13 protein-coding genes are annotated in these 13,003 nt (G+C 73.8%); all 13 read left to right on the top strand.

The annotated features are described in order from the left end of the window. Positions 1-7: 7 nt before the first annotated feature. The 13 genes from L332_RS24400 (at position 8) to rpsG (ending at position 12,941) form a co-directional block, all read left to right on the top strand. Entirely contained in the window at positions 8-4,606 is a 4,599-nt protein-coding gene (locus tag L332_RS24400; protein WP_021010927.1) for an FtsK/SpoIIIE domain-containing protein, read from the top strand. A 106-nt stretch (positions 4,607-4,712) separates the two neighbouring features. Further along, complete coding sequence (locus L332_RS24395) at positions 4,713-5,000, top strand: WXG100 family type VII secretion target (RefSeq protein ID WP_021010926.1); 288 nt, start codon at positions 4,713-4,715, stop codon at positions 4,998-5,000. 161 nt (positions 5,001-5,161) lie between these two features. After that, positions 5,162-5,470, top strand: a complete 309-nt coding sequence (locus tag L332_RS24390) for a hypothetical protein (RefSeq protein WP_021010925.1) — start codon at positions 5,162-5,164, stop codon at positions 5,468-5,470. 23 nt (positions 5,471-5,493) lie between these two features. Further along, a complete protein-coding gene (locus L332_RS30365; RefSeq protein ID WP_021010924.1) occupies positions 5,494-6,711 on the top strand; it encodes a hypothetical protein in 1,218 nt (405 codons plus the stop codon). 34 nt (positions 6,712-6,745) lie between these two features. After that, on the top strand, positions 6,746-7,357 hold the full coding sequence (locus tag L332_RS24380; RefSeq protein ID WP_021010923.1) for a hypothetical protein: 612 nt from the start codon (positions 6,746-6,748) through the stop codon (positions 7,355-7,357). After that, complete coding sequence (locus L332_RS24375; RefSeq protein ID WP_021010922.1) at positions 7,354-8,142, top strand: hypothetical protein; 789 nt, start codon at positions 7,354-7,356, stop codon at positions 8,140-8,142. The genes L332_RS24380 and L332_RS24375 overlap by 4 nt, the downstream gene beginning before the upstream one ends. A gap of 61 nt (positions 8,143-8,203) precedes the next feature. After that, complete coding sequence (locus L332_RS24370; protein ID WP_021010921.1) at positions 8,204-8,827, top strand: hypothetical protein; 624 nt, start codon at positions 8,204-8,206, stop codon at positions 8,825-8,827. A 97-nt stretch (positions 8,828-8,924) separates the two neighbouring features. Then, on the top strand, positions 8,925-9,197 hold the full coding sequence (locus L332_RS24365) for a hypothetical protein (protein ID WP_021010920.1): 273 nt from the start codon (positions 8,925-8,927) through the stop codon (positions 9,195-9,197). Next, positions 9,194-10,885, top strand: coding sequence for an alpha/beta hydrolase (locus L332_RS24360; protein WP_021010919.1), 1,692 nt, complete (start codon positions 9,194-9,196; stop codon positions 10,883-10,885). The genes L332_RS24365 and L332_RS24360 overlap by 4 nt, the downstream gene beginning before the upstream one ends. A 1-nt stretch (position 10,886) precedes the next feature. Then, entirely contained in the window at positions 10,887-11,237 is a 351-nt protein-coding gene (locus L332_RS24355; protein WP_021010918.1) for a hypothetical protein, read from the top strand. Next, complete coding sequence (locus tag L332_RS24350) at positions 11,234-11,860, top strand: hypothetical protein (protein ID WP_021010917.1); 627 nt, start codon at positions 11,234-11,236, stop codon at positions 11,858-11,860. The genes L332_RS24355 and L332_RS24350 overlap by 4 nt, the downstream gene beginning before the upstream one ends. Before the next feature lie 236 nt (positions 11,861-12,096). Continuing rightward, the gene (gene rpsL, locus L332_RS24345; RefSeq protein WP_021010916.1) at positions 12,097-12,471 is read left to right on the top strand and encodes a 30S ribosomal protein S12; all 375 of its coding nucleotides are present in this window, start codon (positions 12,097-12,099) and stop codon (positions 12,469-12,471) included. Further along, on the top strand, positions 12,471-12,941 hold the full coding sequence (gene rpsG / locus L332_RS24340) for a 30S ribosomal protein S7 (protein ID WP_021010915.1): 471 nt from the start codon (positions 12,471-12,473) through the stop codon (positions 12,939-12,941). The genes rpsL and rpsG overlap by 1 nt, the downstream gene beginning before the upstream one ends. Positions 12,942-13,003: the final 62 nt, after the last annotated feature.

Genomic DNA, 13,003 nt, shown 5'->3' with positions numbered 1-13,003 from the left:
ACGACGCATGAAGGTCAAGCTCACCCTGCACCGCCCGACGACCGAGGCGACCGACGTCGTCATCACGGCCGACTCGACCGCGACCGTCGAGGACGTCGCGCGGCAGATCGCGCTCGCCGACCCCGCGCGCTCGATCCCCTTCGCCGACGGCGACACCCTCTCGCTCGCGGTCGCCCCGCCGACCGAGCAGCAGCTCGTGCAGCTGCAACCCGACGCGCTCATCGCCGAGGCGCCGATCGGCAGCGGCTTCCACACCCAGGTCGTCAACCTCGGCGCCGACGCCCGGCGCCGCGGCGGGCCCGCCGGGAGCGCGCTCGAGGCGATCGCGGTGCTGCGGGTCATCGGCGGCCCGCTCGCGGGCCAGGAGTTCCAGCTCGGCCGCGGCCATGCCTCGATCGGGCGCGACGCGGCGAACGACATCGTGCTCGCCGACCCGCTCGTCTCGAAGCGGCACGCCCGCATCGAGGTCGGCACCCACATCGAGGTCGTCGACCGGGGCTCGGCGAACGGCGTCGTCGTCGACGGCTCTCCTGTCTCGCGGCTGCGCGTGGTGCCGGGCGCGCCGTTCACGCTCGGCGACTCGACGCTCGCCGTCTGGCTCGTGGGCGCCTTCGACGCCTCCGGGCCCGACCCCGTGCTCGAGCGCGGGGGCGCGCTCATGTTCAACCGCTCGCCGCGCGTCGAGGCGCGCTACCCCGGCACCGCCTACAAGGGCCCGCGGCTGCCGAAGGAGATGGTCGAGCGCATCTTCCCGTGGCCGATGCTCGTCACGCCGATCCTGCTCGCGGGCGCGATGTTCGCGATGACGAACAACCCGCGCTCGATCCTCATCGCGCTCATGACGCCGCTCATGCTGCTCGGCAACTTCATCAACATGCGCACCCAGAACGGGCAGAAGCGCAAGCTCGAGACGCAGCTGTTCGAGACGCGCTACGAGGAGCTCGAGGAGACGCTCTACCGCGAGAAGCCGATCGAGGAGCGGATCCGCGGCCTCGAGGTGCCGCCCGTCGCGGAGGTCTTCGAGCACGCGATGCGGCTCGGCCCCATGCTCTGGACCCGCAGGCCCGAGCACTGGAACTTCCTCTCGGTGCGGCTCGGCACGTGCCGCGCCGAGTCGCGGAACTCCATCAAGGACGAGGAGTCGCAGGACGGGCTGCCGGAGTACATCGAGCGCGTCGAGCGGCTGCGCGAGCGCTACCGCTACGTCGACGACGTGCCGATCGTCGAGTCGTTCGCGACCGTCGGCTCGATCGGCATCGCGGGCCCGAAGTCGCTCGCGTCGGACGCGCTGCGCGGCATGGCCGTGCAGCTCTACGGCCTGCACGCGCCCAACGAGGTCGTCACGGTCGCGATCTGCGACGCGGAGTGGACGGGCGAGCTCGAGTGGATGAAGTGGCTGCCCCACACGACGAGCGAGACGAGCCCGTTCAAGGAGATGCCGCTCGCCGACTCGGCGACCGCGGGCGCCGCGCTCCTGAGCGCGCTCGAGGAGCTCGTGCTCGGCCGCTCGAAGCAGGCCGCGGCCGACCGCAAGACGCCGTTCGACGAGGACTGGCACCCCATGCGCTACGGCTCCGACGTCGAGCGCGCCGCGAAGGACACCGTCACGAGCGTGCAGACCTCGGTCGTGCTCGTCGTCACGAACGACGCGCCCGTCGACCGGCCGCGGCTCACGCAGATCCTCGAGCGCGGCGCCGCGGTCGGCGTCTACGGCGTCTTCGTCGCGCCCACGGTCGAGTCGCTGCCCGCGGTGTGCCGCAGCTACATCGACGTCTCGGGCGGGCTCGAGGATGCTCGGGTCGGCACCGTGCGCTCGGGCGTCGAGTACGAGGGCGTCAAGGTCGAGGGCGTCTCGAGCGAGTACATGGACATGCTCGCGAAGCGCCTCGCGCCCGTCGTCGACGCGAGCATCGTCATCAACGACTCCTCCGACATCCCCGACAGCGTCATGTTCCTCTCGCTCGTCGGCCCGGAGCTCGCGGAGGACCCGAACGCGGTCATCGACCGCTGGCGGCAGAACAACACGATCCTCGACCGCTCCGGCGAGCCGAAGCCGAGGCTCAAGAAGGCCGGGAACCTCCGCGCGATCATGGGCCAGGGCGCGAGCGACGCGATGACGCTCGACCTGCGCACGCAGGGCCCGCACGCGCTCGTCGGCGGCACGACCGGCGCCGGCAAGTCGGAGTTCCTGCAGGCGTGGGTGCTCGGGATGGCGAGCGCGCACAGCCCCGACCGCGTCACGTTCCTCTTCGTCGACTACAAGGGCGGCTCCGCCTTCGCCGACTGCGTCGAGCTGCCGCACTGCGTCGGCCTCGTCACCGACCTCAGTCCCCACCTCGTGCGCCGCGCGCTCACGAGCCTGCGCGCCGAGCTCCACCACCGCGAGCACCTCTTCAACCGCAAGAAGGCGAAGGACCTGCTCGAGCTCGAGAAGCGCCAGGACCCCGAGACGCCGCCCGCGCTCGTGCTCGTGATCGACGAGTTCGCGGCGCTCGCGGGCGAGGTGCCCGAGTTCGTCGACGGCGTCGTCGACATCGCGCAGCGCGGCCGCTCGCTCGGCATCCACCTCATCATGGCGACGCAGCGCCCCGCCGGCGTCATCAAGGACAACCTGCGCGCCAACACCAACCTGCGCGTCGCGCTCCGGATGGCCGACGAATCCGACTCGAAGGACGTCGTCGACGATCCCATCGCGGCGTCGTTCCCGCCCTCGATCCCCGGCCGAGGCATCGCGAAGACGGGCCCCGGCCGCCTCGTGCCGTTCCAGTCGGCGTACGCGGGCGGCTGGACCCGCCGCGACGAGGTCAAGGTCGCCGACGTCAAGGTCGCCGAGCTCCGCTTCGGCTCCGTGCAGCGCTGGGAGCCCGAGGCGGCGCCCGAGTCGGACTCGCACGACGAGGACCTCGGCCCCAACGACCAGAAGCGCATCGTCGCGACGCTCATCCGGGCGACCGAGCGCGCCGGCATCCCCGCCCCGCGGCGGCCGTGGCTCGACGACCTCGAGACGACGGTCGACCTGCGCGACCTCGCGATCGAGGGCGACAGCCGCATCGTGCTCGGCAAGGCCGACATCCCCGAGCGGCAGCGGCAGGACCCCGTCTACTTCCACCCCGACCGCGATGGCTCGCTGCTCGTCTACGGCACCTCCGGCTCGGGCAAGTCGACGCTGCTCAAGACGATCGGCATCGCGGCGGGCATGCGGCCCGAGCTCGGCGGCGCCGAGGTCTACGGGCTCGACTTCGCCTCCGGGGCGCTCAAGTCGATGGAGCAGCTCCCGCACGTGGGCTCGATCATCGCCGGCGACGACGCCGAGCGCGTGCAGCGGCTGCTGCGCTCGCTCGGCCGCGAGCTCGACCGGCGCGGCAAGGCCTTCGCCGAGGCGAGCGCCGCGAGCCTCACCGAGTACCGCGACCTCGTCGACCCGAAGGCGACCCGCATCTTCCTGCTGCTCGACAACTACCCGCAGTTCAAGGCCGATTGGGAGGTGACGAGCGCGCGCTCGCCGTTCTACCAGGTCTTCATGCGCATCCTCGGCGAGGGGCGGCCGCTCGGCATCCACGCGATCGCGACCGCCGACCGCTCGGGCGCCGTGCCGACCGCGGTGAGCTCGAACATCTCGCGCCGCGTCGTGCTGCGGCTCTCGGACGAGTCGGGCTACACGCTCGTCGGCGCGCCGAAGGACGTGCTCGACGACCAGTCGGCGCCCGGCCGCGCGATCATCGACGGCCTCGAGATGCAGGTCGCGACCCTCGGCGGCACGCCGAACGTCGCCGAGCAGACGAAGCTCATGGGCCAGCTCGCCGACGCGCTGCGCGCGCAGGGCGTGCGCGACGTCGAGGAGATCGGCGCGCTGCCGACGCGGCTCGAGCTCGGGCAGCTCCCCGCGCGGGTCGACGACTTCCCGGTGCTCGGCGTCGCCGAGGACACGCTCGCCGCGCGCGACTTCGACCCCATCGGCACCTTCGTCGTCGCGGGCCCGCCGGGCTCGGGCAAGACCAACGCGATGAAGGCGCTCGTCATCGCGATGGAGCGGTTCGACCCCGAGGTCAAGCTCTTCCACTTCGCGGGCCGCCGCTCGGTGCTCGCGGGCTTCCGCCCGTGGGTGCGCAGCGCGACGCGACCCGACGACGCGAAGGCGCTCGCGACCGAGCTCGCCGAGATCGTCGCCGACGAGTCGATCCCCGGCCGCATCATGATCGTGATGGAGAACGTGCCGCAGTTCGCCGACTCCGACGCGGAGCGCGCGCTCAAGGGCCTCTTCCAGGCGATCAACCGCAGCGACCACCTGCTCATCGGCGACGCCGACGTCACGCAGGTCACCGGCGGCTTCGGCTTCATCGGCGACTTCAAGGCGGGTCGCAAGGGCATCGTCCTCAAGCCGGATGCGTACGACGGCGACGCGGTCTTCAAGGTGCCGTTCCCGAAGGTCAAGCGCGCCGACTTCCCCGAGGGGCGCGGCATCTTCGTGCAGCAGGGGCGCGCGGTCACGGTGCAGCTGCCGCTCGTGCCCGACGACGCGGCCCGGCCCCCGGCGCCCGTCGGGGCGGATGCGTCGTCGGCGCCGGCCGCGGAGCCCGAGGCCGCGTCGGTGGGCGCGGAGGGCTGAGGCCATGGGGACTCCTCCCCATTGAGTCCCCAGGCTCGCTTTCGTACCTTGGCTCCAGGGCGGCCCGCAGCGGGCCCGCGAACCAGACCTCGAGAGGATCAGATCCATGAGCGATTTCGGCGCATCGTATGCAGAGATGGAGTCCGTGGCGGGCAAGCTCGACACGGGCAAGGAGGACATCTCGGGTGTCCTGAAGGACCTGAAGAGCCAGGTCGACACCCTGCTGGGTGAGGACTTCAAGACGCAGCACGCGTCGGGCAAGTTCGGCGAGGGCTACGAGGAGCTCACGTCGGGTCTCGAGAAGGCGATCGAGGGCATCTCCGAGATGGGCGAGGCGCTGCGGGGCATGATGCAGGCGATCCAGTCGCTCGACGAGCAGCTCGCCGGCAGCTGAACCACCGATCGAGAGGGGCCGGCCGCGAGGCCGGCCCCTCTCGGCGTCCGCGGACGCGAGCCGAGCGGGCGGTGGGGAGTCCTCCCCATCGTCCCCGACGCATCCGCCGCCTACGTTGAGGAGCAGGAGCGGCGCCGCCGCCGAGGGAACCGGGGAGAGACATGGACGACGTGCTCATCACGTTCGACGAGCTGCTCGCGCTGCGGCAGCAGCTCGACGGGATCATCGTCGAGCTCGAGAGCGCGGGCGACCGGTCGAACGAGCTCGAGGCGGCCATCGGCACGCCCTACGGACGCTGGGAGCTGCGCTCGGGCGCGGGCGACTTCGAGCGCCGCTGGAACGACAAGCGCGTCGACCTCGCGCGCGACATGACGAAGGTGCGCGACCACGTGCAGGGCGTGCTCGAGGGCTTCGCGGAGTTCGACGAGGAGGCCTCCCTCAAGCTCGAGGCCGCCTCCGCCGAGGGCTGACCCAGGACGACGAGGAGACGACGATGCACACGGGAGCGCAGTCGCCGAAGGGCCGCTGGATCGAGTACGTGGAGGGCGACCCCGAGGGGATCGTCGCGCGCGGTCGGTCGATCGAATCGCTCGGGCGGGTCATGCAGGCGAGCGCGACGACGCTCGAGCAGGTCAAGGACGGCGCCGACGGGCAGAAGGGCCTCGCGGTCGAGAAGCTGCGCGAGGTCGTCGGCGACTCGCACGGGCTGCTGCGGCAAGCGGGAGAGCTCTACGAGCCGACCGGCCCGGTGCTCGTCGCCTACGGCGAGGCGCTCGCCGGCGTGCAGCCGAAGATTAAGGCGCACGCCGACAGGTGCGCCGAGCTGTGGGCGACGTTCGCCGCGCTCCCCGGCTCGGTCGAGCCGCGCGGCACGGGCGGCTGGCTCCAGCCCGAGCCCGACAGCCCCGAGGCCGAGCAGCAGGCGGAGGAGGATGCCGCGAAGCTCGCCGCCTACCGCGCGTGGGAGGACGAGGCCGGCTACTGGGACGCCGACTACGACACGTGGGAGGAGGCCTTCGAGACGGCCGCGACCGACATCGGCGACGTGCTCGAGGGCAAGGTCAAGGACGGCTTCTGGGACAACGTCGACGGCTTCGTCGCGGGACTGCAGAAGGCCCTCAGCTGGGCGGGCCTCGCCGTCGGCATCCTCGCGATCATCTTCGGCGGCCCGATCCTCGCGCTCATCGGCGGGATCATCGGACTCGTCGCCCTCGGGCTGACGATCTACCAGAAGATCCGCGGGGACGCCGGGTGGCTGCAGCTCGGACTCGCGATCGCCGGCGTGCTGCCGTGGGGGAAGCTCGGCAAGATCGCGGGAGGCAAGTTCAGCTTCGCCGACGACATGTTCGGCGGCGTGCTCGGCGCGACCGCCTGGCGCAACGCCGGCTCGCAGGCGAGGGAGCTCGGCTTCGCCTACCTCTTCCACGGCCGCGGCGCGACCGGCGCGCTCGGGAGCCTGCGCCAGCTCGCGACCGGCAACAACCCCAACGGCTTCGGCGACGTGTTCCTGCGCTTGCTGACCGGCAAGGACGTCGCGGCCTACGAGAAGCTCGGCGACGTGACGACCGGGGTGCTGCCCGCGCTCGCCACCGCATCCGACCTCCTGCACGGCCTCTTCGCCGTGCCGCTCAAGTACGACGGCTGGATCTCGATGTTCACGGGGCATGAGACGATCAAGAAGAAGGTGCCCGTGCTGGACGTCGTCTGGTGAGCGGGCCGCGCTCGGGCGACGAGGGGTGTGATCGGTGACGGCCACGTGGCGGATCTCCGCGAGCTCGGCCGCCCCCGGCTGGCTCGGCATGCCGCCGCTCGGCGGCGATGACGCGGCGTGGGTCGCCGAGAGCACGACCGCCCTCCGCGCCGCGTTCGGCGAGCGCTGGAACGACGAGCTCGACCGCGCCGTGCCCGCGCTGCTGCGGGCGGGGCTCGACCGGCGCGAGGCCGACGACCTGCTCTCGTGGCAGCTGTGGCCCGTCGCGCTGCCGCTCTTCTCGATCGTCCGGGCGCGCGTCGTCGGCAGCGCGGCACTGCCCGACTTCCATGCCGCCGGGGCCGCCGTGCAGCCCATCGAGAGCGCGAGCCTCGGGCCCGGCGTGCAGGTGACCGCGCGCGTGCGGCTCGAGGAGGCCGACGCCTCCGCGGCGCTCGCCGTGCTCGCCTTCGACGACGGCGAGCACGCCCTCGCGCTCTCGATCGACCCGACGGTCGCCGAGGTCGTCGACCTCTCGGCGCCCGCGCTGCTCGACCTCGCCGGCCGCATCGACCTCGAGCGCCCCGACGGCTCGGCGTTCCGCGCCGCGCCGCCCGCGGGCCTCGTCGTCGACGAGCCCGGCTGGAGCCTGGGGGGCGCCGCGTGAGCCTCCGCCACGACAGCGCCCTCGCGTGGGCCGACGACCTCTCGGCCGCGGCCGAGCCGCGGCTCGGCATCCTCGAGGCCTACGCGCTGCAGCGGCACCCGGCCGCGCTCGAGCACATGGGCGACGACGGTGCCGGGCTCGCGCGCGTCGCGGGCGCGAAGGGCGGCGGCATGGCGGGCCTGTGGCTGCTGCTGCCGCTCCTGCTCGCGGTCGTCGCGCCCGTCATCGGCTTCGCGGCGCTGCTCGGCGACCCGCTCGGCTACCACCGCCTCGACGGCGACGCCTCGGTGCCGATCGCGGGCTTGTGCTTCGCCGTCGCCGCGATCGTGCAGGTCGTCGCCGCCATGCGGTGGCTGCGCGGGCCGCGCCCGCGCGATCGGCAGCTGCTGCTGCTCGGCCTCGGCACCGCGGTCTTCGCCGCGCTCAGCTGGTGGGTCATGGGCTCGGCCGCCTCGCTCGCGTCCGTCGCCGGCGCCGGCGGCTGGCGCGCCGCCGTGCTCGTCGCCGGCGCGCTCGGCCTCGTGCTCGCCGCGCTCGTGCTCGCGCTCGGTCGCGGCGACGCGACCGCCGCTGCTCCGCACGGCGCTCCCGCCGACCGCGACGCGCTCGCGGCTGCGCTCGCGGCCGTGCCCGACGACGAGCTGCGGCGCATCCGCGACGATCGCGACGCCGCGATCGCGCTGCTCGCCGAGCGCGGCCGGCTCGCGCCCGAGATCGCCGACCGCGCCCGGCGGGCAGAGCTCGGGACGCTGCACCGCATCGACGCCGAGCTGCGCGCGCAGTGACCGCGCGGTCAGGGGCTCCGGGCGCGGGCCGGCACGACGCATCCACGATCGAGGAGGACGCATGAGCGAGCAGCCCGACCTGCGCGCGGAGCTCGGAGCCGCGCCCGACCCCGAGTTCGAGCTCGAGCTGCCGCCCGGCTGGGCGAGGCACGCGCCCGACCGCGCCACGCAGGACGCGATGGCGGCGGGCATCCGGGAGCGCATGCTGCGCGCCCACCGGCCCGACCTCTACGCCCAGGCGCAGCGCATGCTGCAGGACTCGTTCGAGGCGATGCAGCGCGGCGACGTCGTCGCGTTCTTCACGCCGACCGAGGAGGGCGACGACACGCTGTGGCTCTCGTCGTCGATCCTCGCCTCCATCCGCCGCGCCCAACCGGACGTGACGCTCGACGAGGTCGTGCGCCACGCGATCCTCGAGTACGACGCGGCGCCGCTCGACGAGTCGAAGCGCATCGTGCGCTTCGAGCGCGACCGGCTCGAGACCGTGCAGGGCGAGTCGCTGCGGGTGCTCACGGTCGTCTACCTCACGCCCGTGCCCGGCACGCAGCGCCGCCGGGCGCTGCAGCTGACCGCGACCATCAACCGGCCGGTCGACATGGATGTCGAGGATCCGCTCGTCGACGGCCAGCGACTCCTGCTCGACGCGTGCGTCTCGACGCTGCGCTGGCGGCGTCCGCGAGCCTGACCTCCGTGGCCCGCGCCGCGACCGCTGTCCATGGGCACTCCTGCCCATTCACTGCCGCGGCGGGGGATGCGTAGCGTCGGCTCCACGAGGAGGCGCAGTGGCCGACATCCGCATCACCTACGGCGACCTGGACGCCGCGGTCGCCGAGCTCGGCTTCGTCGCGCGCCAGCTCGGGGGCTCCGACCGCTCGAGCGCCGCGGCCGCGGACGCCGTCGGGCACGACGGGCTCGCCTCGAGCGTGCTCGCGTTCGCCGACACGTGGGACGACAACCGCGAGCGGTACCGCGAGGCGGCCCACGCGCTCGCCGAGCGCATCGCGGGCATCGCGACCGGCTTCCGCGAGACCGACCGGCAGCTGGCGGCGGGATGACCCTCGAGCAGCTCAGCGGGGAGTGGCAAGCGGTCGAGGGGCACGGCGACGCCTACCTCCGCACCGCCGCGGCGATCGAGCAGGCGATCGAGCACCTGCTCGCCATCCGCGACGAGGACGCGACCGTCGCCCGGGCGTTCGACCGCGTGCGCGAGGACGCGGCGGAGGTGTCGGGCCAGCTCGGCTCGGCGACCTCCCGCTATCGCGTCACGGGGCAGGCGCTCGTCGACTACGCCGAGGAGCTGCGCGCGGCGCAGCAGAGCGCCGACGCGGCGATCGACGAGTGGCGGATCGCCGAAGCGGCGAGGGCGGAGGCGCTCGCGGAGCGCGACCGGCTCGCGGCGCTCGCGAGCGGTGCCGATGCGGCGGCCGCGCTCGAGCGCGCCGCGGCCGAGCAGCAGTCGCTCGCCGAGCTGCACGATCGCCGCCGCGCCGAGGCGGAGGCCGACTGGCGCGCCGCGGCCGAGCGCAAGCGGCGGGCGGCCGAGGAGGCATCGGCGCGCATCCGCGCAGAGATCGAGCGCTCGGCGATCGGCGACTCGTGGTGGGACGACGTGCGCGGCGCCGTCTCCGGCCTCCTCGACGCGATCCGCGACGCGGTCGTCGACGCCCTCGCGTGGCTCGGCGCGGCGGTGCTCGCGGCGATCGGGGCGCTCGTCGCCGCGGCGCTCGCGATCGCGCTCGCGGCGACGGGCCTCGTCGGCGCGCTGCTCGCCGGCGTCGCGCTCGCGCTCGTCGCGACGTGGGTCGCGAACGGCGGCGCCGCCGCCTTCGTCGGCACGCTCGCGCGCACCGGCTCGATCGATGCGGCGCTCGTGAGCGGCACGATCGCGTGGCTCCACGGCACGCTGCCCGGCGTCGTCGACTGGCTCATCGCCGGCGACGCGGGCGCTCCCGTGCTGCTGTGGAGCGGCCCGCTCGAGCCGCGCACCGGGATCGCGGGCAGCGCCGGCGACCTGCTCGCGCGGCTGCAGGCCGACAACCGCGCGGTCGACGCGCACGCGGGCGCGCCGGACGACGCGGCCCTGCCCGACCCCGATGCATCCACGATGGTGACCGTGACGGCGGTGACGGGCGCCGACGGCTCGACGGCCTACCGCGTGAGCATCCCGAGCACGCAGGTGTGGCGGCCCGGCTCGTCGTCGATCGACGACGTGCACTCCGACGTCGCCGCGAAGCTCGGCACCGCGCCCACGCAGCTCGAGCAGGCCGTCGCGCTCGCGATGGCCGAAGCGGGCGTGCCACCCGGCTCGAGCGTGCTGCTCTCGGGATGGAGCCTCGGCGGCATCACCGCCGCGAACCTCGCCGCCGACCCCGCCTTCACCGCCGTGTACGACGTCGACGCCGTCATCGTGGCCGGCGCCCCGATCGACGACGCGCCCATCCCGACGCACATCCCGGTGCTCTCGATCGAGCACGCGGGCGGCGGACTGCCCGACCCCGTGCCGCTCGCCGAGGCGCCCGGCAAGCTCGACCTGAGCGGCGACCCGAACCGGCTGAGCGTGCGCGTGCCGCCACCGCCCGGCGCCGGGCTCGTGCCCCACGAGGGCCTCGCCTACCAGGTGACGATGCAGCGACAGGGCGATGCGCCCGGGCCGGCCGCCACCTGGATGGCGCTCCACGACCTCGACCGCTTCTTCGTCGGCGTCGAGCGGGCCCACGCGTCGATCTTCGAGCGGGGCCGGTGACGTGGGCGCGACGGGGAGGGAGCCCGAGCTCGAGCGGCTGCTCGAGTCGATCGAGGGCGTCGCCGCGGCGCGCGCCGCGGTCGCGGTCGACGGGCTGCCCGGCAGCCGGTCGGTGCGGGTCTCGCTGCTCGTCGACGACGAGGGGGCGGATGCGGCGGGCCGCGTCGTGCGCGCGGCGGTCGACGCGCTGCGCGCGACGATGCCGGGCGTGCCCGCGAGCCTCGCGCTCGAGCGGCTCGACGGCGGCGTCCGGCATCCGCTCGACGCGCGCGCCGCGCTCGGCGCGGCCTCGGTCGAGGGAGCGGTCGCCGCGGGCGGCGAGATCCTGCTGCTCGCGGGGAGCGGCTCGTGAGGCTCGCGCTGCGGCTGCCGGGGGAGTGGGTGCGGCTGCCGGTCGGCGAGGCGGGCGCGCGCGAGCGCATCCGCGAGCTCGCGGCCCGACTGCTCGGGGCCGGCGACGAGCGGGCGCCGCTCCGCATCGCCCTGCGGCAGCGGCTCGAGGCGGCGCTCGAGCGCTCCGAGGCGGCGGGCGCGGCGGAGGTGCACGTGGGGATCGCCCTCGAGGCCGACGTGCCCCTGCCCGCCGTCGCATCCGTCTACCGCGGGGTGCCGGTGCCGACCGCCGCCTCCACCGAGCCCGACGCGGTGATGGCGGCGCTCGTGCCGCTCGTGCTGCGCGCCGCGCACGAGGGCGCGGGCGGCACCGCGGCGCCCGGCCCCGACGACCGGGTGCTCGACGCGGGTCGCTCGCGCATCCTGCGCCGACCGGGCGTGCGCGACGTGCCGCTCGGGGAGGGCGCCACCCCCGCGCTCGCGGTCGACTACTGGGTGACGGTGCCCGGCGAGCGGCGCGCCGCGCTCCTGCACGTCGACGTGCCGCTCATCGCGCCCGCCGCGCTGCTGCTCGCGCTGTGCGACGCGATCGCGACCGCCGCCCGATTCGAGGCTCCGGATCGAGTCGCGGCCGACGCTTGACCGTGCATGGGCGGTGGCCCTACCATTGACCGGGTGTGCGCACACGCGCGCCCTGCGTCATGCGCGGGGAGCGGGCGGGCAGCACTCGGGCAGCGGACACCGGTCCGCGAGCCCCCACGGCATATCCACCACCTGAGAAGAGCGCGCGAGAGCGCGTGCGGTGGATCACCGATGGAGCCGGCCGAGCCGGCGAACCACATCGAAATCGCTGTCACCGTGCAGCAGGAAGAAGCAACGTGCCCACCATCCAGCAGCTGGTCCGCAAGGGCCGGTCGCCGAAGGTCTCGAAGACCAAGGCGCCGGCGCTCAAGGCGAACCCCCAGCAGCGCGGCGTCTGCACCCGCGTCTACACCACCACTCCCAAGAAGCCGAACTCGGCGCTCCGCAAGGTCGCGCGCGTGAAGCTCTCGAACGGCACCGAGGTCACCGCCTACATCCCCGGTGAGGGCCACAACCTCCAGGAGCACTCGATGGTGCTCGTGCGCGGCGGTCGAGTGAAGGACCTCCCCGGCGTGCGCTACAAGATCGTGCGCGGCGCGCTCGACACCCAGGCCGTGAAGAACCGCAAGCAGGCTCGCAGCCGCTACGGCGCGAAGATGGAGAAGAAGTAATGCCTCGCAAGGGTCCCGCTCCCAAGCGCCCGGTCGTTGCTGACCCCGTCTACGGCGCACCGATCGTCTCGCAGCTCGTCAACAAGATCCTCCTCGACGGCAAGAAGGGCCTCGCCGAGCGCATCGTCTACGGCGCGCTCGCCGGCGTCGGCACCAAGTCGGGCCAGGACGCCGTGACCGTGCTCAAGAAGGCGCTCGACAACATCCGCCCCACCCTCGAGGTGAAGTCGCGCCGCGTCGGCGGCTCGACCTACCAGGTGCCCGTCGAGGTCAAGCCGCACCGCGCGAACACGCTCGCGCTGCGCTGGCTCGTCTCGTACGCCAAGGCGCGTCGCGAGAAGACGATGACCGAGCGCCTCATGAACGAGATCCTCGACGCCTCGAACGGCCTCGGCGCCGCCGTGAAGCGTCGCGAGGACACGCACAAGATGGCCGAGTCGAACAAGGCCTTCGCGCACTACCGCTGGTAATCCAGCACTGGTGAGGGCGGAGCCCACCGGCGCCGCCCTCACCTCACCAACTCACCCGCTCC

Origin of the sequence: Agrococcus pavilionensis RW1 (assembly GCF_000400485.1) — a bacterium.
Taxonomy (GTDB): domain Bacteria; phylum Actinomycetota; class Actinomycetes; order Actinomycetales; family Microbacteriaceae; genus Agrococcus; species Agrococcus pavilionensis.
This window is presented reverse-complemented; position numbering and strand designations above follow the sequence as displayed.

Coding starts and splice junctions, on each gene's coding strand:
- L332_RS24390 (WP_021010925.1), top strand. CDS start 5,162: ATGGACGACGTGCTCATCACGTTCGACGAGCTGCTCGCGCTGCGGCAG.
- rpsG (WP_021010915.1), top strand. CDS start 12,471: ATGCCTCGCAAGGGTCCCGCTCCCAAGCGCCCGGTCGTTGCTGACCCC.
- L332_RS24400 (WP_021010927.1), top strand. CDS start 8: ATGAAGGTCAAGCTCACCCTGCACCGCCCGACGACCGAGGCGACCGAC.
- L332_RS24370 (WP_021010921.1), top strand. CDS start 8,204: ATGAGCGAGCAGCCCGACCTGCGCGCGGAGCTCGGAGCCGCGCCCGAC.
- L332_RS24395 (WP_021010926.1), top strand. CDS start 4,713: ATGAGCGATTTCGGCGCATCGTATGCAGAGATGGAGTCCGTGGCGGGC.
- L332_RS24360 (WP_021010919.1), top strand. CDS start 9,194: ATGACCCTCGAGCAGCTCAGCGGGGAGTGGCAAGCGGTCGAGGGGCAC.
- L332_RS30365 (WP_021010924.1), top strand. CDS start 5,494: ATGCACACGGGAGCGCAGTCGCCGAAGGGCCGCTGGATCGAGTACGTG.